18 protein-coding genes and 2 pseudogenes are annotated in these 20,843 nt (G+C 50.5%); 15 read left to right on the top strand and 5 right to left on the bottom strand.

Translation table 11 applies throughout. From position 1 onward, the window contains the following. Window positions 1–85: 85 nt before the first annotated feature. The 4 genes from Q1B04_RS17650 (at window position 86) to Q1B04_RS17635 (ending at window position 1,982) form a co-directional block, all read left to right on the top strand. A complete protein-coding gene (locus Q1B04_RS17650) occupies window positions 86–379 on the top strand; it encodes a type II toxin-antitoxin system HigB family toxin (protein WP_299761344.1) in 294 nt (97 codons plus the stop codon). 42 nt (window positions 380–421) lie between these two features. Further along, window positions 422–817: a transcriptional regulator gene (locus Q1B04_RS17645; RefSeq protein ID WP_299761341.1), complete on the top strand. Its 396-nt coding sequence runs from the start codon at window positions 422–424 to the stop codon at window positions 815–817. Window positions 818–925: 108 nt separating this feature from the next. Next, on the top strand, window positions 926–1,636 hold the full coding sequence (locus Q1B04_RS17640) for a hypothetical protein (protein ID WP_299761338.1): 711 nt from the start codon (window positions 926–928) through the stop codon (window positions 1,634–1,636). A gap of 103 nt (window positions 1,637–1,739) precedes the next feature. Continuing rightward, window positions 1,740–1,982, top strand: a complete 243-nt coding sequence (locus Q1B04_RS17635) for a hypothetical protein (RefSeq protein ID WP_299761335.1) — start codon at window positions 1,740–1,742, stop codon at window positions 1,980–1,982. 239 nt (window positions 1,983–2,221) lie between these two features. Here the strand turns inward: Q1B04_RS17635 and Q1B04_RS17630 are convergent, their stop codons facing one another. The 5 genes and pseudogenes from Q1B04_RS17630 to Q1B04_RS17610 form a co-directional block, all read right to left on the bottom strand. Further along, window positions 2,222–2,530, bottom strand: coding sequence for a hypothetical protein (locus Q1B04_RS17630; protein ID WP_299761332.1), 309 nt, complete (start codon window positions 2,528–2,530; stop codon window positions 2,222–2,224). Window positions 2,531–3,303: 773 nt separating this feature from the next. Then, window positions 3,304–3,543, bottom strand: a complete 240-nt coding sequence (locus tag Q1B04_RS17625) for a copper chaperone (RefSeq protein ID WP_299761330.1) — start codon at window positions 3,541–3,543, stop codon at window positions 3,304–3,306. A gap of 139 nt (window positions 3,544–3,682) precedes the next feature. After that, a pseudogene (locus tag Q1B04_RS17620) lies at window positions 3,683–4,166 on the bottom strand (DUF2911 domain-containing protein). Window positions 4,167–4,518: 352 nt separating this feature from the next. After that, entirely contained in the window at window positions 4,519–4,728 is a 210-nt protein-coding gene (locus tag Q1B04_RS17615) for a heavy-metal-associated domain-containing protein (protein WP_299761327.1), read from the bottom strand. 108 nt (window positions 4,729–4,836) lie between these two features. Then, on the bottom strand, window positions 4,837–7,017 hold the full coding sequence (locus Q1B04_RS17610) for a heavy metal translocating P-type ATPase (protein ID WP_299761547.1): 2,181 nt from the start codon (window positions 7,015–7,017) through the stop codon (window positions 4,837–4,839). A 515-nt stretch (window positions 7,018–7,532) separates the two neighbouring features. Between Q1B04_RS17610 and Q1B04_RS17605 the strand changes: the two genes are divergently transcribed. The 11 genes and pseudogenes from Q1B04_RS17605 to Q1B04_RS17550 all read left to right on the top strand — a co-directional run bounded on the left by Q1B04_RS17605 (window position 7,533) and on the right by Q1B04_RS17550 (window position 20,807). After that, window positions 7,533–7,967 (top strand): hypothetical protein, encoded by a 435-nt coding sequence (locus Q1B04_RS17605; RefSeq protein WP_299761324.1) that lies wholly within the window; start codon window positions 7,533–7,535, stop codon window positions 7,965–7,967. A gap of 155 nt (window positions 7,968–8,122) precedes the next feature. Further along, window positions 8,123–11,329 (top strand): annotated as a pseudogene (locus tag Q1B04_RS20055) (CusA/CzcA family heavy metal efflux RND transporter). After that, the gene (locus Q1B04_RS17590; protein WP_299761315.1) at window positions 11,313–12,578 is read left to right on the top strand and encodes a TolC family protein; all 1,266 of its coding nucleotides are present in this window, start codon (window positions 11,313–11,315) and stop codon (window positions 12,576–12,578) included. Before Q1B04_RS20055 ends, Q1B04_RS17590 begins: the two are co-directional and overlap by 17 nt. Then, the gene (locus tag Q1B04_RS17585) at window positions 12,556–13,878 is read left to right on the top strand and encodes an efflux RND transporter periplasmic adaptor subunit (RefSeq protein WP_299761312.1); all 1,323 of its coding nucleotides are present in this window, start codon (window positions 12,556–12,558) and stop codon (window positions 13,876–13,878) included. The genes Q1B04_RS17590 and Q1B04_RS17585 overlap by 23 nt, the downstream gene beginning before the upstream one ends. Before the next feature lie 10 nt (window positions 13,879–13,888). Next, window positions 13,889–15,100, top strand: a complete 1,212-nt coding sequence (locus tag Q1B04_RS17580; protein WP_299761309.1) for an efflux RND transporter periplasmic adaptor subunit — start codon at window positions 13,889–13,891, stop codon at window positions 15,098–15,100. Between the two features lie 155 nt (window positions 15,101–15,255). Continuing rightward, complete coding sequence (locus Q1B04_RS17575) at window positions 15,256–15,915, top strand: DUF3347 domain-containing protein (protein ID WP_299761306.1); 660 nt, start codon at window positions 15,256–15,258, stop codon at window positions 15,913–15,915. A 187-nt stretch (window positions 15,916–16,102) separates the two neighbouring features. Next, the gene (locus tag Q1B04_RS17570) at window positions 16,103–16,597 is read left to right on the top strand and encodes a DUF2946 family protein (protein ID WP_299761303.1); all 495 of its coding nucleotides are present in this window, start codon (window positions 16,103–16,105) and stop codon (window positions 16,595–16,597) included. 237 nt (window positions 16,598–16,834) lie between these two features. Beyond that, entirely contained in the window at window positions 16,835–17,377 is a 543-nt protein-coding gene (locus Q1B04_RS17565; RefSeq protein WP_299761300.1) for a helix-turn-helix domain-containing protein, read from the top strand. Between the two features lie 218 nt (window positions 17,378–17,595). After that, a complete protein-coding gene (locus tag Q1B04_RS17560) occupies window positions 17,596–18,261 on the top strand; it encodes a hypothetical protein (RefSeq protein WP_299761297.1) in 666 nt (221 codons plus the stop codon). 90 nt (window positions 18,262–18,351) lie between these two features. After that, on the top strand, window positions 18,352–18,666 hold the full coding sequence (locus tag Q1B04_RS17555) for a phosphoribosylpyrophosphate synthetase (protein WP_299761294.1): 315 nt from the start codon (window positions 18,352–18,354) through the stop codon (window positions 18,664–18,666). Between the two features lie 11 nt (window positions 18,667–18,677). Next, on the top strand, window positions 18,678–20,807 hold the full coding sequence (locus Q1B04_RS17550; protein WP_299761292.1) for a copper-translocating P-type ATPase: 2,130 nt from the start codon (window positions 18,678–18,680) through the stop codon (window positions 20,805–20,807). Window positions 20,808–20,843 lie beyond the last annotated feature (36 nt).

Raw genomic sequence — 20,843 nt, 5'->3', positions numbered from 1 at the left:
GAAACTTTAATGTGGTTACAAAAAATGTAACAAATATCTTGTAACTGCGTTACATATTTTGTAACTTTATGGCAAATTACCGGCAATGAGAATCATCACACCATCACGATTGAAGGAGTTTTACCAAAAGCACGCGGATGCTAAGACAGGAATTGAATTGTGGATTTCCAGGATAAAGGAACTGCAAATAGAAAACCTGAATGACTTGAAGAAGATTGCTAACTCTGTGGATGTGATAGGAGATGGGCGTGTCGTATTTGATATAAAAGGCAATAAGTACCGCATCATTACTATTGTGAAGGTACACCGGCAAATTGTCTACATTCGCTGGGTAGGCACGCACGCAGAGTATGATAAGGTGGATGCATTCAGTGTATAGAATCATTGTTAGACTATTTTAGACCGTTATTACCCCCGACCGATGAGTACTGTGACCGTAACCCCCATTAGAACCGAGCATGACTATCAAAACGCGCTAAAGCGAATTGACGAGCTGCTGATGTTGAACCCCGAGCCTTATTCCGATCTCGATGATGAGCTGGACGTGCTTACTACGCTGGTGCACGCATATGAGCAGGAAAGGGAGGAGCATTTTATAGATTTACCAGACCCTATTGATGCACTGAAGTACATCATGGAAGAGAATGGATGGAGGCCAAAGGATCTAGAACAGTTTATTGGTCCTAAGTCACGGGTGTCGGAAGTATTAAACAGGAAGAGGTACTTTACTCTGCAGCAGATTCACAGCCTTCACAAACACCTGAACTTGCCTTTGAAAATATTCATTAACGACAGGGTAATGCAGGAAGCGGCGTAAAGTAGGAAAGGTATTATTGATAGCAGAAGCAAGCCTAACCTTCAGTTGCTCACTCTATATCTTGGGGCGGAGCTTTACTCTATTTGCCGGTAATGGGCAGAATTGACAATGGATATATTTGATGGAATCATAACCCTTGCAGGCGTAGCGCTTGGAGCTGCTATTACCCTATCTGCAGATTGGGTTAAATTAAGGTACGACAGGCGACAAAAGTATCATTTAGCATTATTCAGCTTGTTGGATGTCTACCATGCCTTGCGTCGCAGTGACACCGGAAGAGCAGACAGAATAGCAAAAGAGGTGCTTAAGACTAATTTCCCGGAAGTGCTTAATGATCGGGGTGAGTTTATTCGTTTGAGACTAGCCCTTATTAAAATGCTAAATAGTGCTACGGAAAAAGGGACTTCAAGTGTAGAGGAACTGGAAAAAGTATTCCAAGCCTCTGTAGTGGCACTGGCTCCTGTTGACCCATGGATGGCTTATACCCTTAGTGGAAGGGTTGACTCGCTGAGAAATATTAAAGGAATAGAAGATTTGCTACCCTACAAAACTTTGACTGATGAGGATACACTTATGCTCCAAACGAGGGCTAGGACACGTTTGCTCCAAGAGGTCTTGCAGGAAGTAGAAGGCGATATTATCAAACTGAGTGGAGAGTTAGGAGCCAAGGCTGCTCGAAGGACTCACAGTATACTCTCAGCTTTGAAGGGTGTGTCAGACGAAAAATTAGTAGAGGACCTAAATGGTTTTATGGGCAAGCTTATGGAAGAGGGGGAAAGTGAGTTTAATGATGACAGAGTTCCGCAGCTGGTAAAATGACATATTAGGAACGGAACGTATCTGACATTACTTAGTTTCCGGGGCTATTTTGGGTATTTATTTGTGTCTTTTTTTGATAAAGCCCCTTTTGCGAACTTGTGGTATGAAAAAGTTTACAAAAGATGACTTGGTAACCTTAGAGGTTATCAAGTACGGCGGCAAGCAAGAGGTTGAACTTCGAGTTCAGGGTTACAAATCAGATGGTTCGGTACTCTGCTACTGGTTTAATAAGTCAGGAGATTATCAGCAGGGAGTGTTTCTGGAAGATCAACTTAAAAAGAAGGAACCGCCTCAGCCGTTCAGATATGACCCTGCCATACATGAACCAATGATTTATGGAGGTTAACAATAATGCTTGAAGCAAAAACAAGGATTATTGCAACCGTAGCTTAAGCAAGTTTAGCTACGGTTGCGTAAAACTGCTAGCCTAAAAGGGTTAATTTGAGAATACCAAAGCAAGTAGTGGCTGTTACACAAACAAGGAGGAGAGGTAAATATTTTTCACTTCTCCTTGTTTGCTCTACAATTCTATTGTGCTTCAATCAAAAGGTGTAAAATTCAATTTCAAGTTTTTGATGAGACGCTTTAAGATTCTTTATGGCGATGTGTGGCGTCCATCGCAATGGAGATAATTTGTACAAGTGATTCGGAGCCTTTCGCATACTGGAGCTTAGACTTAGCATCAATTAGATTCGCCCGCTCCTGCTCATCAACCTTGAATTTTAGCATTTTATCAAGTGCCTTACCTATGTTTCCCTTCAGCTTCTCAACTAGCTTTTCTATAGGCTGTTTCTTAATTGCTTTACCCTCCTCGTTTTGGACTAGCGCCATCATGGGTATTCTGTCTATACCTAGTCTAGAGTTTTCCTCCACTGACCTATACGCCCTTCTCATGAAATCTAAGTATCTACGTCCGTAATCATAATCTTTGCTTACCATAATGTCTTCTTTTTAAGCTAAAGGCACTACCGACTAACTGCCATAAAAATTTTTTTACTTATAAAAGTGCCAAGGTTGATACCCCCTATAGGAGTAGGGCCGTTAAGTTCTCCACTTTCTGGCGCGAATTTTCAAATTCGTGACTTAAGGTGAAGGTTGAGTCTCTTGCTCAACTGGCCCGGAGGTCCAGAAATAGCCAGTCACGTGCGAGGACGCTCGCGCCATGGTAGAGTTAAAACTTAGAACTTAACAGCCCTGCCCTATAGGAGGCCGTAGGTGCGGCTTATATTATAATATAAATTATATTAAGTATGATTTTGCATGTGTTCTCTAAAAAACTTTTACTAGCTATGCATTGCTGCTATATAGCCTCGTACCCTTGCCTCCTGATTACAGGTACTTACTACCTAAGCTATAAACAAATGACCTGAAAATGAGCCAAGTAAATTAATCCCTTATGTCTACAAACAACAACACCCCTCTGGCGTCTTTAAACATTGTAAAAGAACGGCTTCCTATTCTAAGTTTGTCAATACTAATAGCGCAATAACTTAACACGATGGAGAGCTAACACTTAACTATGAGAAACCATCCATTGGTAAAACAGTCAAGGTATAAGCTGAAATGCTAACTTTCCTTTTACCAACGCATACGTCTGATGAGCAGCCCTTGTACCGACCTCTTCTGTGAGTAAGCTGTACTGCAACACGATGGGTTGATTTACTGCTCTACAAGTCTCTGCCCCCAATGCCCATCACGCGGAGGATTTCGGCTTTGTACCCTGCTTGTTTCATCGCGTTCTCGATTGCCTGTGGGTTTAGCTCTGTGCCCGACACGCTCAGAACCTTATCTGCACTTCCTGTGTCAAGGTTCCACTTACTTATCTCTTCTACCTGGTTCAGGTAAGGAGCTACTTTTGACAAGGCTTCCTGATCCTCTACGTTTGTTTTAAACTTAATAATTTCCATAGCAATAACACTTAGACTGTTAATTCACCCTACTCATTTATGAGTACGATGTTCAGATTTGTAGTTACTTTACTCCTCTCGCAAGAGCAGGGTTATGTGCGGCAAGCCATATACACTCTATGCAACAAGTAAACCTGCATTAAAGGCTCACCGGTAGTGCCAATTTTAAACTCTCCCAAGTCATCACAATAGCGCCAGTATCTTTGTTTTGTGACATAATATCATAACAAAGCCGCTCCAGGTGCTGCTCGGCAGCTTCAGGTATAATCTGGATGTGCACCACATCTTCCGTCTCAGAATAGTCGTCAGCAAGGTGCTGTTTCCAGTTTTTGTTGATGATCACCGTCCACTCCTGCTCTCCGGGGATAGTACAAAGCGTACTTTCCAGCTGATAGCTGCTCTCCTCCTACTGTGATCGGATGGTCCGTTTGCAGGCTGGTAGCAGAGTGCGCATCTGTTACCCACACCTGCTTATGGGCGACCAGTCCACCCCAAATCACCCTGCCCCGCACAGCAGGGGAATGGTAAACTATAGTTAGATGCGCAGGCCCTATTTTGCCGTGAGCCGCCGCTTTCAGGCTGCCTTTCAACGTGTCAGGCTCCGTCTGTGTCTTTATCACCATGGCTTCATCTAGCTCCTTTGCCTCTTTAAGTGTGGAGTGGTGGTTGGCGTGTTCAGGTGTTTCCTCTACTGCTGATCCCTGGCCGCAGCCAGAAAGGAAAGCACAGCACACTAGGACAAAAAGGGAGTTGTACAGTTTAGTCATCGCGTTTGTCAATATCTAGGGGTGTAAATTAGGAACTAGTGTGCATACTGCCGCAAATATTGCTTAAATCTTCTAACATTCAATCCTACATTGCTTCAAAGCTGTAGCGCCGGTACTTATTTTAAGCTGCGTGTTTGAAGCTGGTTTTTCAGCAACTAAAAAGCCGGTGCACATCAAAAACATGCACCGGCTTTAAAGAGCCACCAGGCTACAAAGGCTGCGCTTTGAAGCCAGCCTTCTCTACGGTGGCTACAATCTCACCGGCTGAAAGGGAGTCTGTTTTTACAGTCAATACCTTTTCTCTCTTGGTTGTATCCACGTTCCACTCGCAAACGCCTTCAGTGGAATTTAGTATAGGGGTTACCTTAGAGACACAGCCTCCGCAGTTGATATTGGTTTTAAATTGTAAGTCTTTCATGGTTTCTCTTTTTTAATTATACTACTTAGTTTTATACTGTTAAGTAAAGCAAGCCGATGTCCTGCCTGATACTTACCTTCTGATTTTCCCATTGCTTTTAGGCACTGTCTATAGCTTCTGCACCTTTAGCCGCAGGCTGTTCGTGACCACGGACACAGAACTCAGCGCCATAGCCGCACCTGCAATCATGGGATCCAGCAGGAAGCCGTAAAACGGGTAAAGAACACCCGCAGCAATCGGAATGCCTATCAGGTTATAGATGAAGGCCCAGAACAAGTTCTGTTTTATCGTACGCACCGTTTGCTTCGACAGCTTCAGCGCTTTTGGAACCTGCTGCAGGTCTGAGGAAATAAGCGTCATTTTGGCTACATCCATGGCAATGTCAGAGCCCTTGCCCATGGCAATGCTTACATCCGCCTGCGCCAGGGCATGCGAATCGTTGATGCCGTCACCCACCATGGCCACCACTTTCCCCCGTGTCTGGAGCTCCTTTACAAACGCCGCTTTGTCTGACGGCAGCACCTCCGCTCTATAGTTTTTGACGCCCACCTGCCTGGCTACACTGGCAGCTGTTTGCTGGTTATCGCCGGTGAGCATGTATACTTCTACTCCCTGCTCCTGCAGCGCGTGGATGGCTGCCGCAGAATGCTGCTTGATCTGGTCGGCAATGGCGACCAGGGCAACGGCCTGCTTGTTTTCTGCAAAGAAGATGACGGTCCTGGCCTCGGCACGTAAGGCTTCTGCCTTGCCTGCCAGCTCCGGCGCAACGCGCACCCCTTCCTCTTCCAGTAGTTTAGGATTACCTGCTATATACAGGTTGCCGTTTAAAGAAGCCTTCACGCCACGCCCGGTAAGGCTATCGAAGGAGTCAAGCTCCAGAGACCTTGTCTCCTGCTCCTTCAGGTGGCGCACCACTGCTTCCGCGAGCGGGTGCTCCGACTGCAGCTCCAGGGAGAGCAGTACTGTTTGCAGGCTTTGCCTGTTACCTGCTCCATCAGCCCAGACCAGGTCTGTCACGACAGGTTTTCCCTCCGTGATGGTGCCAGTCTTATCGAGTATGATGGCGGTCACTTTATGAGCCTGCTCCAGGCTTTCCGCGTCTTTGATGAGGATGCCGTTTTCAGCACCTTTGCCTACGCCCACCATGATGGCGGTTGGGGTTGCCAGACCGAGGGCACACGGGCAGGCTATCACGAGCACGGTCACCAGGGCCAGCAGTCCCTGTGTCAGGCCGCTGTCCCCACCCAGCGTTAACCAGGCGGCAAAGCTGACAAGCGCTATCACCAGCACGACAGGCACAAAGACGCCGGCTACTTTGTCCACCAGTTTCTGCACCGGGGCCTTGGAGCCCTGCGCTTCCTGCACCATCTTGATGATGTGCGCCAGCATGGTCTCACTGCCCACCTTCTCGGCTACAAACCGGAAGCTGCCTTTCTGGTTGATGGTGCCTGCGTAGACTTTGTCTCCTTTCCCCTTGGCCACCGGCACGGGCTCCCCTGATAGCATCGCTTCGTCCACGTAAGAGGCACCCTGGGACACCTCGCCGTCCACAGGTATTTTCTCGCCGGAACGTACCAGCAGCAGGTCACCTTTCTGCACCTGGGAGATGGGCACCTCCCGCTCCTGGTCCCCCTCTACCCGCCACACGGTCTTCGGCTGCAGCCCCATCAGCTTTTTGATGGCGGTGGAAGTATTGGACTTGGCCCTCTCCTCGAGCAGCTTACCGAGCATGATGAAGACGATCACCACGGCAGCGGCCTCAAAGTAGACGTGCGGCTGCACGCCGCGCGCCAGCCAGAATTCCGGGAACAAGGTATTGAACACGCTGAAGCCAAAGGCGATGCCTGTGCTGAGCGACACCAGCGTGTCCATGTTCGCCTTCCCGTTCCTGGCCTGCCTGTAGGCATTGATGAAAAAACTGCGGCCAAAGTAAAACAGCACCGGCGCGCTCAGCACCATCATGATCCAGCTGCCGTAAGGCTTGTCCATGAAGAACATCCCAATGATGAATACCGGCAGGGTGAGAACGGCCGCGGCTATCGTGCGTTTCTTCAGCGCCTGGTAATGGTTCTGCTGGGCCTCCTCCTGTTTCTCCTGGGCATTTTCCTGGTCAATGATCAGGTCGAAGCCGATCTCCTGCACATGTCGCTGTATGTCCGAAAGGGTGACCTTGTCAGGATCATAGGACACCTGCAGTGTCTGGGAGGCAAAGTTCACCGCCGCCTGTGACACTCCCGGCTGCGTTCCCACCATGGACTCCACACTGAGGGCGCAGGAGGCGCAGCTCATACCGGTGACCGGTAAAGATACCTTCTGCTTCTTCACAGTAGGTTGACTGATGACCTTGTCTGGGGTTAATAGTTTATTCTCCATAGTTTCCAACTCATTTTGTCATTCTTAATGCAAAGGTACAGCATGGTGTGGCGCGTTTTATTACAGAATTATGACTAACAATTATAGATTTTATTACTTGTACTCTAAGTTTTGTGCCTAAAATAAGTCATTGCGTCCTTTGATGAAGCCTCCGTCCATGCTTGTGATTTTAAATGCTTAGTGCTTGCGTCGGCACTTATCACACGGAGCGGATAGCTGCCTGTGAAGAGAACAAAAGGGAGAGGTAAATCGTTTTGACAGTATCCCAGGCGCTCTTTCGTCCTACGATAGACGCCAATGCTATCGCGCTTGGCGTGCATTCAGGTTATCCGGGAGTAGACCAGTACAAAAAATATGTAAAAAATTTTGTTAATTATGCAACAGGCCTTGTTGTTCCCGTTGTATCTTTGCAAACGTAAATATCTCTGTTCATGAAGTTTTTCCACCGGATCATATTGCTTTCCCTTGCGCTGCTGGTGCTTGTCTCCTCGACAGGCTTCTCGGTGGGGATGCATTTTTGTGCCGGGGAGATACGTGATCTGAGCTTTTACGGAGAGGCAAGTGAGTGCTTGATGGAGCAGAAGAGAGAGGCCCTGCCTCCCTGCCATGCTTCTGTGAAAGAAACGGCACCTCAAGGCAGCTGCTGCGAAGACCACCAACTGGTAGTGGAGCGCCTGGATATAGCCACCAACACAAAGGCCCTTGCACTCAGCAAAACGCTGGATCTGAAATTCATTGCCGCTGTGAAAGTGGTGATCCTGCGGCTTTTTGCAGCACAGGAAGGAGTCAAACCTGCTTACGCCCTTTATACTTCCCCTCCCATTGCCCGGGACATCCCCGTTCTGGTGCAATCCTTTCTTATATAACCTGACAGGCTGCCAGGTGCCGTTTTACATGTGCTGCAGGTGTAGCCCTGTTGTACTGCGTCGATATACCGCGACCATTCTCTCCGGCACCGTTTCCATTTTAGCCGTTTCCCATGGCTGACAGTCATTTCCTTTAAGGTTATTCATTTATTTTCATGATCGAGAAGTTAATTTCCTTTTCGCTCCGCAACCGTACCATGGTGCTGCTCATTGCGGCATCGCTGTTTGGCTGGGGCGTTTATTCTGTGCAGACAAACAAGGTGGACGCCATCCCGGACTTGTCTGAAAACCAGGTCATCGTTTTCACAGAATGGATGGGCCGAAGCCCCCAGCTCGTGGAAGACCAGATCACCTACCCTCTTGTAACGAACCTGCAGGGACTGCCCGAGGTGAAGTATGTGCGCGGCACCTCCATGTTTGGCATGAGCTTTATCTACATCATTTTTGAGGATGAGACGGATGTGTACTGGGCCCGCACGCGAGTACTGGAGCGACTGAACTCTGTCGGAAACATGCTGCCCGAAGACGCAACCCCTACCCTCGGGCCTGATGGTACCGGTGTAGGGCACATCCTGTGGTACACCTTAGATGCCCCCGGCATGGATTTGGGTGAGCAGCGAGCCGTGCAGGACTGGTATGTGAAGTTCGCGCTGCAGAATGTGGATGGTGTAAGCGAGGTGGCCTCATTCGGAGGGTTTCAAAAGCAGTACCAGATTACCCTCGATCCCAACAAACTTACTTACTACAACCTCTCTGTTCCGCAGGTGATACAGGCGGTGCGGTCTAACAACAACGAGGCGGGCGGCCGCAAGTTTGAGCTGTCAGACATTGGCTACATCATCAAAACAACCGGATACCTGGAGTCTGCCAACGAGATTGAGAACATCCCGATTACTACTAACAACACCATTCCCGTTCGGGTAAAGGATATAGCCTCTGTTCAAATGACAGGAGAAACACGCCTCGGCATCTTCGACCTGAATGGCAAAGGCGAGGCGGTGGGCGGTATTGTCGTGATGCGCTACGGTGAGAACGCGGAGGAGGTAATCGAAAACGTGAAGGTGAAGATGGAGGAAGTAGCCAAAGGTTTACCAGAAGGCGTGAAGTTTAACATCGTCTACGACCGTAGTGGCCTCATCAACGAAAGCATAGACTCTGTCAGAAGCACCCTGATAGAAGAGATGATCGTGGCTTCGCTGGTCGTGCTCCTGTTCCTCTTCCACTGGCGTAGCGCCCTCGTGATCATGATCCAGTTGCCCCTCTCCGTTGCCATTGGCTTTATCCTGCTTAATGCCTTTGGTATTTCTTCTAATATCATGTCCCTGACAGGTATTGCCCTGTCCATCGGTGTGATTGTGGATGACGCCATCGTGATGGTGGAAAACGCCTACCGGCACCTGGCCGATGCGACGAAAGGCAAACCGTGGGAGGATTAATTAGCTGCATTCAAAAACAGAATGAACATGAAGTTATCAAAAGAAGATAGAATTCGAATCATAGAGAAGTCCAGCAGACAGGTGGGGCCCAGCGTGTTCTGGAGCACGGTAATCATCATTGCTTCCTTTTTGCCCGTGTTCCTGCTCACCGGGCAGGAAGGAAAGCTGTTCGGGCCGCTGGCTTGGACCAAAACCTTTATATTGATCGTGGATGCCATTGTGGCCATCACTCTCACGCCAGTGCTCATTTCATTCTTCCTGAAAGGAAAGTTTAAGGAGGAGAGTGCGAACCCTATCAACCGAGGACTTGAGAAGGTCTATAGCCCCATATTGAAATGGTGCCTGAAGTGGCGTAAAACAACACTAGGTATCAACTTGCTGGCGTTGGCTGTCTCTGTTCCAATGTTGTTTAGCCTTGGTACAGAGTTTATGCCACCGTTGGATGAGAGGTCTATTCTTTTCATGCCAGTCACGCTGCCGGATATTTCCAATGCCGAGGCCAAGCGTATTCTGCAGGTGCAGGACAAGATCATCAAATCGGTGCCTGAGGTGGAGAGCGTTTTGGGCAAGGCCGGACGCGCCAGCACCGCCACCGATAACTCCCCTATCAGCATGATTGAAACGATCATTATGCTGAAGCCAGAGTCAGCGTGGCGGGAGGGGATGACAAAACAGGCAATCATCCAGGAGCTGGACGCGAAGCTGCAGATACCGGGTGTGGTAAACGGCTGGACTCAGCCTATCATCAACCGCATCAACATGCTGGCCACCGGCATCCGCACCGATGTTGGCGTAAAAGTGTACGGCCAGAACCTGGACTCTATCGCGGCGGTGTCTGAAAAGGTAAGAACTGCTCTGAATGGTGTGCCGGGTGTGAAAGACCTGTACGTGGAGCCAATTACGGGTGGCAAGTACCTGGAAATTGATGTGAACCGGGAGGCGTTGGGACGCTATGGACTGACGGTGGACGATGTAAACATGATTGTGGAGTCTGCCCTGGGTGGCACACCTATCGGCAACACGATAGAGGGACGCGAGCGCTTTTCCATCAACGTGCGCATGGCGCAGGAATACCGCAATAGTGTGGAGCGCATCCAGCGCATCCCGATTCAGACCTCGGCGGCTGGCACCATTCCACTTTCATCCGTGGCCACCGTGCGTTTTACAAACGGGCCGCCGATGATCAATTCAGAGAATGCGCAGCTGCGCGGTGCTGTGCTGTTTAACGTACGCGACCGTGACCTGGGCAGCACGGTACAGGAGGCCATCGAAAAGATCAACAGCGAGGTAACGGGCATACCCGATGGGTACTACCTGGAGTGGAGCGGCCAGTGGGAGAACCAGGTGCGTGCCAACAACACGCTCAAGGTCATCATTCCGCTGGTGCTGGTGATTATCCTCCTCATCCTGTACTTCTCCTTCAAGTCCATGAAGGAAGCGCTCATCAACTTGGGCACCATCCCTTTTGCCCTGATCGGTGGCGTGTACATCGTGTACTTCTACGGAGTAAACCTTTCGGTAGCCGTGGCCGTGGGGTTTATCGCCTTGTTTGGTCTGGCGATGGAGACAAGTATGCTGATGATCGTGTACCTGAATGAGGCAATGAAGGCGCTGGTGGAGGCAAAAGGCAACTCTGCAGAGACCATTACCAAGCAGGACATCCGTGACTATGTTTTCATGGGAGCTGCCAAGCGTCTTCGCCCGAAGATCATGACTGTCTCGGTGTCTCTGTTCGGCCTGGTTCCTGTGCTCTGGGCTACGGGAGTGGGCTCTGATATCATGTTGCCCATTGTGCTCCCGTTGATAGGAGGCGTGTTTACCTCCTCTGTTCACATCCTGCTGGTAACGCCGGTGGTATTCGAGATGACAAAAGAGTATGAGTTAAGGAAGCACGGAAAATTAGAAATATATGATGTTAAGCATTAAAAAATACAAAAATATTAGCTGGTTGTTTGTGATGCTGCTGGCCAGCGCTCCGGCGCTGGCCCAGCAACAGACTATGACCTTGGACAGCGTACTGCAAAGAGTAAGCAGTAGCAATCCTATGCTGCAACAGTACGAGCTGCGCGCTAAAGCACAGGATGCATATGCCGAGGGGGCTACAAGCTGGATGCCACCTATGGTGGGAGCCGGTGTATTTATGATGCCCTACTCACGCCAGAGTGTCGAGCGTGACGAAAGGGAGGGGGCTTATATGATCTCGGCAGAGCAGGCGATTCCGAACCCTGCTAAGCAACGCGCCAAGCAGGCTTATTTTGATTCACGGGCGGCTATTGAGCAGGCAAAGACGGCGGTAGTATTCAATGAGCTCCGCTCACAGGCTAAAGCAGCCTACTATAGTTGGGTGGTGCTGGAGAAAAAAATGAACGTGCTGCAGGACAATGAACGCATCATGACCTACATGCTCAAGCTGGCGCGCATTCGTTACCCTTACAGCCAGGGCAAACTTGGCAGCATTTACGAAGCGGAGGCACGCCTACACGAGGTGGAGAATATGCAACTGATGACGCGCAATGAAATCCTGCAGCAGAACGTGGCGCTGAATATACTGATGAACCTGCCCAAAGAGCTGCAGTTTCGCATTGATACCTTAGTGAGCGTACCAGAGCCTGTTGCACTGGCTACCGACACAGCGTACCTCAACGACAACCGCAGCGATTTGCGTCAGCTAGACAGATCTATAGAAACCATGCGCCTGGGTGTGGAACTGGAACGGCTAGAGCGCAAACCTGATTTCCGCCTGCGTTTCGACCACATGACACCGCGCAACAGCATGATGCCTAACCAGTTCACGGCAATGGGCATGGTATCCGTTCCCATCGCTCCGTGGTCCTCCAAAATGTACAAAGCCAATACCAAGGCAATGAACCTGGAGATTGAGGCCATGCAGCGGGAGCGCGAAGGTATTTTAAATGAGGCCCAGGGGATGGCACGGAATATGGCCCTGGAGCTGAATACCATGCGGGAGCAGACAGAGAATTATCAAGCAAAAATCCTACCTGCCCTGAAGAAAAATTATGATGTGACCATGCTGGCCTATGAGCAGAACAGCGCGCAGCTACCCGAGGTGATCGATGCCTGGGAAGCGCTGAACATGGCGCAGATGGAGTACCTCAACAGGTTGCAGGAGCTTTATTTAATGGTGGTGAATTATGAGAAAGAAATCGAGAAATAACATCCTGTGCCTGCTGGCTCTCCTGATGCTTGTCACATTGGGGGCTTGTAGTCACGATGAGGCGGAGCATACTGCAGGGGATACAGAATACACCTGCCCGATGCACCCGCAGATCGTGCAGAACGAGCCGGGCACCTGCCCTATCTGCGGTATGGACCTGGTGCCAAAGTCAGGGCATGGGACAGCGGTTGAAATAACAGAGGATCTGGCGTTTCTGCTGAGACCCACAAACACGACCGTCGTCTCCTCGGTGGCTACGGCAAAGCCCCAGCAAAAAACGGTGCAGGCTACCGTGAAAATGGAAGGCATTATCACCTATGACCCCCGGCGGGTATATACTGTGCCTGCCCGTGTGGGCGGCCGTATCGAAAAGCTTTTTGTCAAGTACAACTTTCAGCCCATCCGCAAAGGACAGAAGTTGATGGAGATTTACAGCCCGGAGCTGATCACGGCGCAGAAGGAACTGCTGTACCTGGTGCAGTCAGCCCCAGAGGACAAGCAGCTGATCGAGGCCGCCAGGCAGAAGCTGCGCCTGCTGGGTGCCACAGATGCGCAGATCAACCGTCTTATCCGAAGCGGAGAGGAGAGCTACACTTTTGCCCTTTACAGCCCTTATGATGGCTACATAATCGGCCTGAACACAGCGGCCCCGACAGCTACACCAAGCACGGCGGGTGTAGCCGCGGCGGGTATAGGCAGTGGCATGGGAAGTATGGGAGGCGGCAGTAGTGCAGGTGCAACATCTGGTTCTCTCCCTACGCCAACTGCTGAAGACATCCAACTAAGAGAAGGCATGTATGTGAGTACTGGGCAGCCGCTCTTGCGGGTAGTCAACCCTAACCAGTTGTGGGCTGAGTTTAATGTCCCTGCCGGTGAGGTGAGCGCATTGGCAACAGGGACTCCTGTGCAGGTTACCTTTCCACAGTTGCCCGACGAACGTCTAGAGGCGCAGGTAAGCTTCCTTCAGCCCTTTTACGAGGAGGGCGAGCGCTTTGCCAAAGTGCGGGTGTATCTGCCAGGGCAGCAGAGGCTGGCCATGGTGGGACAACTGGTAAGCGCCCGCGCCAACTACACCACGGCGCCTGCCCTATGGGTACCTAAAACGGCTGTGCTCGACATCGGCACCAGGTCTATGGCCTTCCGTAAAGTAAACGGCGTGTTCGAGCCTGTGGCTGTCACCGTCGGCACCACAGAAGGGAATGAGACGCAGGTAGTGGCGGGGCTACAGCAGGGCGATGTTGTGGCCGCTAATGCGCAGTTCCTGGTGGACAGTGAGAGCTTTATTAAAGTGAATAAATAGGAAAGACACCATGAAAAAATTAAGAAATAGTATTCTTTACCTGCTGGCTTTCCTGGTGGTGGTCACCCTAGGAGCCTGCAGTCACGAGGAGGCGGAGCATGCGGAAGGCGAATCGGCCACTTACACCTGCCCGATGCACCCGCAGATCGTGCAAAACGAGCCGGGCACCTGCCCTATCTGTTTTATGGATCTGGTGCCTGTGTCGCAGGGTGGGCAGAATGAAGGGGAATTGATGCTAAGTGATAGTCAGATTGCGCTAGGTAATATCGCGGTGAGGCGCGTGAAGTACGGCGACGTGGGCAGCGGCACCATCCTGACGGGACAGCTCGTGCTGGACGAGTCTCAAACCGACATCGTCAGCAGCCGTGCTGCGGGCCGCATCGAACGGCTCTTTATCAAAGAGACCGGGCAAAGCATCAGAAAAGGCCAGCCGCTCTACGAGCTGTACTCAGAGGAGCTCCTGACCCTGCAGCGGGAGTACCTGCTGGCTCTGAAGCAGCATCAGGAACTCGGAAATGAAAACCCGCGCTTTGCTTCTTTTCTGGAAGCGGCCAAAAAGAAGCTCCTGCTCTACGGTCTGACGGAGGCACAGGTGCGAAACCTGGCCAGTACCGAGCAATTGGATGCCCGCGTGACCTTCGTGGCCCCAAGTTCAGGCGTGATAACAGAAGTTGCCGCCGCCGAGGGACAGTACGTAGCCGAAGGCGGCGTGCTCTACAGGTTGGGCAAGCTGGGCAGTGTCTGGGTGGAGGCTGAACTCTATCCGCAGGAAGTGGCCCAAGTGCAGGCAGGGGACCCTGTCCAGGTGTCGGTGCAGGGTTTTGCCGGAAAGCCTGTTCCCGCCAAGGTTACGTTCCTGAGCCCTGAGTTCAGGGCTGGGAGCCAGGTGGCGGTGCTGCGCGCCGAGCTGCCAAATGAAGAGAGCCAGTACCTGCCGGGCATGCAGGCGAATGTGATGCTTCCTAGTAGGACCGATTCCAGTTTGGTTGTTCCCACCGATGCGGTTATCAGGGATGAAAGTGGTAGCCATGTTTGGGTGCAGACAGGAAAAGGCACCTTTCAGGCACGCATGGTGACGCTTGGGGAGGAAAGCTTTAACAGCGTAGCCATACTTTCAGGAATCAGGGAAAACGACAAAGTGGTGACTTCGGGCGCCTACCTGCTCTACAGCGAGTTTGTGCTGAAGAAGGGTGGCGACCCTATGGCTGGTCATAACCATTGATAAGAATGAAAGACTGCTGCAGGACAGAGCCGGAGGAACCGAACAGGCAAAATTACAAGAAATGGCTCAGGTGGGCTACCTATCTTATAGTAGGCGCATTAGTCACCTTTGTCATAGTAAATCAAGTGAATCATTAACTCTAAATACCTTTTAAAATGAATCGAAGATCAATTCAAAGAATCACATTCGCCGGAGCCGTTATGGCAACCTTTACCTTCACAGCCTGTGCTGAGCAGCAACAGGAAGCTACTGCTACAGCGCAGGAGGAGCATGAGGGCATGGACCATAGTAGCATGGACCACAGTAACATGAACCATGGTCAGATGGTCACCAAGCAAGTGGTAGAGACACCTGATTATACTTCGGTAGCCGAACCTTTGAAAGCCCAGGTAGCAGCTTTGGTGGATAGCTACTTGTCATTGAAAGACGCGTTGGTTGCTTCCAACGCAGAAACAGCAAAGGCAGCGGCTGCGTCTGTACTAGCCGCCGCTGAAAAAGTAGACCTTGCTGTGCTGGAGGGCGATCAGAGGGCCTTCGCTGAGGAGAAGCTGGAGGAGGTAAAGCAAAGTGCATCCGGAATTGCGGAAGCAGGAGAGGTAGGCGCACAGCGTGAGCGCCTGGAGCTGCTTTCAGAGGCTACCTTCTCTCTTACAAAAGCCTTCGGCGCTACGGATCAGAAACTCTACTACCAACACTGCCCAATGGCTAACAGTAACCAGGGTGCTTATTGGCTGAGCTCTAACCAAGAGATTAGAAACCCATACTTTGGGGAGCAGATGCTCAAATGCGGCAGCACGGAGGAAGTGCTTAATTAGGTACAAATCAAGCGTGAGCTTTTATCGGCTCACGCTTAACCACCTGTAGCATTCAGAAGTGTTGTTGATTTCTGGTAAAATAAGTTAGCCTACTTCAACCAAAGGTTTAAGTAGCGAGATGTTACTTTTTTACTATATTTGTTTATTAAGTGTAGGATTAGGTGCTGATGTACAAAGGCTTTAGCTCATGAGAAGAACCAGGCATAGCAAGAGAACAAGTTTGGCGGGGCTGCTGCTGTTAGCGGTCTTCGTGAACCTGTACTTTGCCCAATTGGTCTGTAATCTTCCGCACCTGGCGCAGCGGCTCTTGCCTGCAGCGCTTACCCAAGACCATCATAGTGCGACACACGGGGGGCATAGCCACGCAATCGACAATAAGGCCCCTACCGCCCGGCATCACCAAAAAGCGCACGAGCATCACAGCGATGAGCACCCGGCTCCTGCACCGGAAAAGGATGGTTGCTGTTCAGATTTAGCTTACGCCCCTTTTGTCAAGGAGGCTCCTTCTGTGGATTTGCCGTCACTCGTGAAGGCTCCTTACACCCTTGCGGGTAGTCTGTTCCAGGCTTTCCTGAGGTTCTGGTACAGAAACAGTATCAGAGCAGTATCACATGCTCCCCCGGATGCCCCTGTCCCTAAGATACCTGACATCAGGATATTCCTGCACTCTCTCATAATTTGATGCACAAACTGTTTCTGTCTGCAACAGTACTGGAAGAGCTATGTGCCTCCGGTATAGCTGCAGGATGGTCTTCTGTGCCTTTACAGTGCTTTATAGGCCCTGGAGCAAAGCAAGACGGTCTGAATAAGTTTGTATCAAATCAGGCGGTTAGCCTATTTTGCCGCTAGTCGCTTTACACACTTCCTAAGGAGTATGAGTATAGAGAGTCAGCACCAAAGGGTGCTACATATAAAAAACATGGTGTGCCCCCGTTGCATTATGGTTGTGCGGGAGGAGTTGGAAAAGTTAGGGTTGCCTGTTCTGGAAGTAACGTTAGGCATGGCCGCTGTCGGTGAAAATGCCGAGGTAGATGAAGCTGCGATAGAAGCAGTACTGGCAAAAAAGGGTTTCGAACTGCTCCACGACAAGCGTGAAGAGCTTATAGAAAGTATAAAAGTAGCTGTCATTCAGCTAATCTACAGCGAAGAGATCTCATCCCTTACTACTAACGTGTCTACGTATCTGGCTGATAAGTTAGGGAAAGACTACTCCACCATCAGTACTTCATTCAAAACATGTGAAGGCATCGCTCTGAGCAGATATATTGTTGTACAGAAAGTAGAGCGCATCAAAGAGCTGCTTACCTATGATGAGCTTTCACTTAGCGCTGTTGCAGTCAAACTAGGTTATAAAAGCCTGCAGCATATGTCAAGGCAGTTCAAAGAGGTAACCGGCATCACCCTCAATAAATACAAGAATGAGGGTGGCACAGACCGGCAAACCATTGACAACCTTTATTGACACTATAGATTTCTCCGCAGATATATAAGACTACTCCATGAATATATAAAACTGCCTGCTCCCCGCTTGAGTACGCTAAAGGTGTACAAAATGGATTCTCATTGCTAGTACGATTTAAGGTATCCTGTAGCAGTTGGTTTAAATAAATAAAGGAGTAGTTAAGTGTTGTGGACATAAACCACGAACCGTAATACAACTACTTAACCAGTACTTCTAAAATGAAAAATGTATATTTTATAGTGACATTCACTTTGCTTTTATCTTTAACTAAAATTGAAAGACTATATGCTCATGGAGGAGAGAAGCACGGGGAAATAGCCAAAACGGAAGAGGAAGTGCAGCAATCTGACACTTCTGCCCTACCTACTGTGGTAACACCCGAAACGCACGCAGCGCACCGGTTAAACCCTGAAACAGTTCATGCCCGGCCTGATGATTTCCCGAATCGCCACCCTCTGTTTGTACACTTCCCGATTGTGCTACTACTAGTGGCAGCGGCTGTGCAGCTGGCAAACATCTTTTTCCTGCGTAAATCCTTGGATTGGGTGGTCACTATTTCTGTGTTGGTAAGCTTTGCAGCAGCCTATTATGTAACTAAGATAGACCACCCGCATACAAGCGGCCTTTCGGAACATGCCAAGCTTGTACTAGCTCAACACGATTTTTACGCTGACTGGACCATTTACTTGGCTGGTACTGGGCTGGTGGCCCAAGTACTGAGCCAGTTTCTGTTTAAGGGAAAACGCTGGAGCGTACTGGTGGTAGCCCTTGTCCTTACAGGCGCTGCATACTACGTGGCTATGGCCGGACATTATGGGGCGCAGCTCGTACACATAGAGGGGGTGGGGCCTCAGGGCAAGTACCTGCAAACTGATCACCATTAAATTAGAAGGCGCAGCCCCATAGCTGCGCCTTTGCTTTTTCTGTGTGGCCAGAGACATGCTAATCAGAAAGAAACCACAAAGTGAATAAGAATGCCTAAGTACCACTATATCACTGTGAGCGAAGCGCTCAATGACTTAAAGAGCCGAGGGTATGCGGAGGATTTTAACCTGCGGCCATACTGTTTGGAATGCCCGCGGCTACAGCTAGAGCTGGGGGCCGGGGAGTTTGCAGTAGATGAAGTATACCGTTTCGAAGGACCTAGTGATCCGGCTGACAACGCTGTGGTGTACGCTGTCTCCTCTGACAAAGGAGTCAAGGGGGTACTGGTGGACGCATATGGCACGTACGCAGATTCTGTTACGCCGGAAATGGCCCGTAAACTGAAAATCGATTCTCAAGATTAAAAGTAGCTAACATGGATAACAACCACGAGCATCACCAGCACCACAGTTCTAAGAAAGCGGCCGAAGACCGTGTGGAAAGAGTTGAGGAGCGGCTAGAAGAGAAGACACTTCATGCCCACACAGAAGCCATGCCATATGGAGAGAGCACCCCTCCACCTCACGGGGAGCATGTAGGGCATGGCGGACATGGGCACGACCACCACCGCATGATGATCGAGGACTTCAAGAAAAGGTTCTGGATCTCACTTGTCCTTTCCATCCCAGTGATCATTCTGAGCCCGATGATCCAGGGCATCCTGGGCTATACCCTGGATGTGCCGTATGGGACCTTCATTGCCTTTGCCCTTTCCAGTGTCATCTATTTCTATGGCGGATGGCCGTTTCTGAAGGGACTAGTTGAGGAAGTGAAGAAAGGGGCACCGGGTATGATGACCCTGATCGGGGTGGCTGTTACGGTAGCCTACCTCTACAGCACGGCGGTAGCTTTTGGCCTGGAGGGGATGGACTTTTTCTGGGAGCTGGCAACCCTGATCGTGATCATGCTGCTGGGGCATTGGATCGAGATGCGCTCTGTACTGGGAGCCTCCAAAGCACTGGAGCTGCTGGTGAGCATGATGCCTGATGAGGCACAGGTAATCAAAAACGGCGAAACCGTTACGGTGAGTGTGGACGAGCTCCGTCCGGGCGACATCATCCTGATAAAACCCGGTGAGAAAGTACCCGCCGATGGCGTGGTGGTGCAGGGAGAAAGCTACCTGAACGAGAGCATGCTGACCGGGGAAAGCAAGCCCGTGCAGAAAAAAACAGACGATAGAGTAATCGGTGGGGCGATTAACGGGAACGGGTCGCTGCAGGTGCGCGTGCAGACGACCGGAAAGGACAGCTACCTGAACAAGGTGATCAAGCTGGTGCAGGATGCCCAGAAGACAAAATCCGAAACGCAGCGGCTAGCGGACAAAGCGGCTAAATGGCTGACCTATGTGGCGCTTACCGCAGGTTTTACTACCCTGTTTGCCTGGTGGATACTGGCTGGGACTGAGTTTGGCTTTGCCCTGGAGCGCATGGTTACCGTCATGGTGATTTCCTGCCCGCACGCACTTGGCCTGGCCATACCTTTGGTAGTTGCTATCTCAACGGCCGTGTCTGCCAACAATGGCCTTCTGATCCGGAACCGAACAGCTTTTGAGAACTCCAGAAAGATTACCACCATCATTTTCGATAAAACCGGAACGCTTACCCAGGGCTCTCATGAGGTGGCCCAGATCGTTGTGTTTGACAAGAACTATACAGAAAAGGAGCTGCTCCGCCTTGCTGCTGGCATCGAGCAAAACTCTGAGCACTATATCTCACAGGGCATCCTCCGGAAAGCAAAAGCCGAGGGCGTTCCCATACCTCCCTCTTCCAGCTTTACCTACCTGCCGGGCAAAGGACTGGAAGGAAACGTGGAGGGCAAAGACATCAAAGTAGTAGGCCCGAATTACATCAAGGAGTTTGCCGTGCAGGTACCCGATAGCCAGGCTGAGGAAGGCGTCGAAACGGTGGTTTATATTATGGTTGAGCAGCAAGTGGTCGGCTATATCACCATGCGCGACCAGATCAGGCCAGAGTCTGCGGAGGCTATTCGAATACTGAAAGAGAACGGCATCAAAAACCTGCTGCTAACCGGCGACAACGAGCGCGTAGCCAAAAGCGTGAGCGACAAGCTGGGCATGGACGGCTACATTGCCAACGTGCTGCCCCACGAAAAGCAGGAAAAAGTAAAGGAACTGCAGGCCAAAGGCGAGTTTGTGGCCATGACCGGAGACGGCGTGAACGATGCCCCTGCTCTGGCGCAGGCCGATGTCGGTATCGCCGTAGGGTCCGGTACCGACGTTGCCGCCGAAACAGCCGATATAATACTGGTAAACAGCAACCCACAGGATATTGCCTCGCTTATACTCTTCGGCAAGGCCACGTATAGAAAGATGATCCAAAACCTGATCTGGGCAACCGGTTACAACGTCATCGCACTTCCGCTGGCAGCAGGTGTGCTGTACCAACAAGGCATTATGGTTTCCCCTGCCATAGGGGCCGCTCTCATGAGCCTTAGCACAGTAATTGTTGCCATCAACGCCCAGCTGCTACGCAGAGAAATAAAATAAGGCATAAGTGTAAACCCTTACCCTAAGACAGGTATA

Source organism: uncultured Pontibacter sp. (genome assembly GCF_947495565.1).
Lineage (GTDB): Bacteria > Bacteroidota > Bacteroidia > Cytophagales > Hymenobacteraceae > Pontibacter.
This window is presented reverse-complemented; position numbering and strand designations above follow the sequence as displayed.

Bases quoted from the DNA above. Each gene is read 5' to 3' on its own strand.
- Q1B04_RS17560 (WP_299761297.1), top strand. From the start codon at position 17,596: ATGAAAAATGTATATTTTATAGTGACATTCACTTTGCTTTTATCTTTA.
- Q1B04_RS17605 (WP_299761324.1), top strand. From the start codon at position 7,533: ATGAAGTTTTTCCACCGGATCATATTGCTTTCCCTTGCGCTGCTGGTG.
- Q1B04_RS17570 (WP_299761303.1), top strand. From the start codon at position 16,103: ATGAGAAGAACCAGGCATAGCAAGAGAACAAGTTTGGCGGGGCTGCTG.
- Q1B04_RS17640 (WP_299761338.1), top strand. From the start codon at position 926: ATGGATATATTTGATGGAATCATAACCCTTGCAGGCGTAGCGCTTGGA.
- Q1B04_RS17635 (WP_299761335.1), top strand. From the start codon at position 1,740: ATGAAAAAGTTTACAAAAGATGACTTGGTAACCTTAGAGGTTATCAAG.
- Q1B04_RS17630 (WP_299761332.1), bottom strand. From the start codon at position 2,530: ATGAGAAGGGCGTATAGGTCAGTGGAGGAAAACTCTAGACTAGGTATA.
- Q1B04_RS17575 (WP_299761306.1), top strand. From the start codon at position 15,256: ATGAATCGAAGATCAATTCAAAGAATCACATTCGCCGGAGCCGTTATG.
- Q1B04_RS17650 (WP_299761344.1), top strand. From the start codon at position 86: ATGAGAATCATCACACCATCACGATTGAAGGAGTTTTACCAAAAGCAC.
- Q1B04_RS17580 (WP_299761309.1), top strand. From the start codon at position 13,889: ATGAAAAAATTAAGAAATAGTATTCTTTACCTGCTGGCTTTCCTGGTG.
- Q1B04_RS17565 (WP_299761300.1), top strand. From the start codon at position 16,835: ATGGTGTGCCCCCGTTGCATTATGGTTGTGCGGGAGGAGTTGGAAAAG.
- Q1B04_RS17550 (WP_299761292.1), top strand. From the start codon at position 18,678: ATGGATAACAACCACGAGCATCACCAGCACCACAGTTCTAAGAAAGCG.
- Q1B04_RS17590 (WP_299761315.1), top strand. From the start codon at position 11,313: ATGATGTTAAGCATTAAAAAATACAAAAATATTAGCTGGTTGTTTGTG.
- Q1B04_RS17615 (WP_299761327.1), bottom strand. From the start codon at position 4,728: ATGAAAGACTTACAATTTAAAACCAATATCAACTGCGGAGGCTGTGTC.
- Q1B04_RS17625 (WP_299761330.1), bottom strand. From the start codon at position 3,543: ATGGAAATTATTAAGTTTAAAACAAACGTAGAGGATCAGGAAGCCTTG.
- Q1B04_RS17610 (WP_299761547.1), bottom strand. From the start codon at position 7,017: ATGAGCTGCGCCTCCTGCGCCCTCAGTGTGGAGTCCATGGTGGGAACG.
- Q1B04_RS17585 (WP_299761312.1), top strand. From the start codon at position 12,556: ATGAGAAAGAAATCGAGAAATAACATCCTGTGCCTGCTGGCTCTCCTG.
- Q1B04_RS17645 (WP_299761341.1), top strand. From the start codon at position 422: ATGAGTACTGTGACCGTAACCCCCATTAGAACCGAGCATGACTATCAA.
- Q1B04_RS17555 (WP_299761294.1), top strand. From the start codon at position 18,352: ATGCCTAAGTACCACTATATCACTGTGAGCGAAGCGCTCAATGACTTA.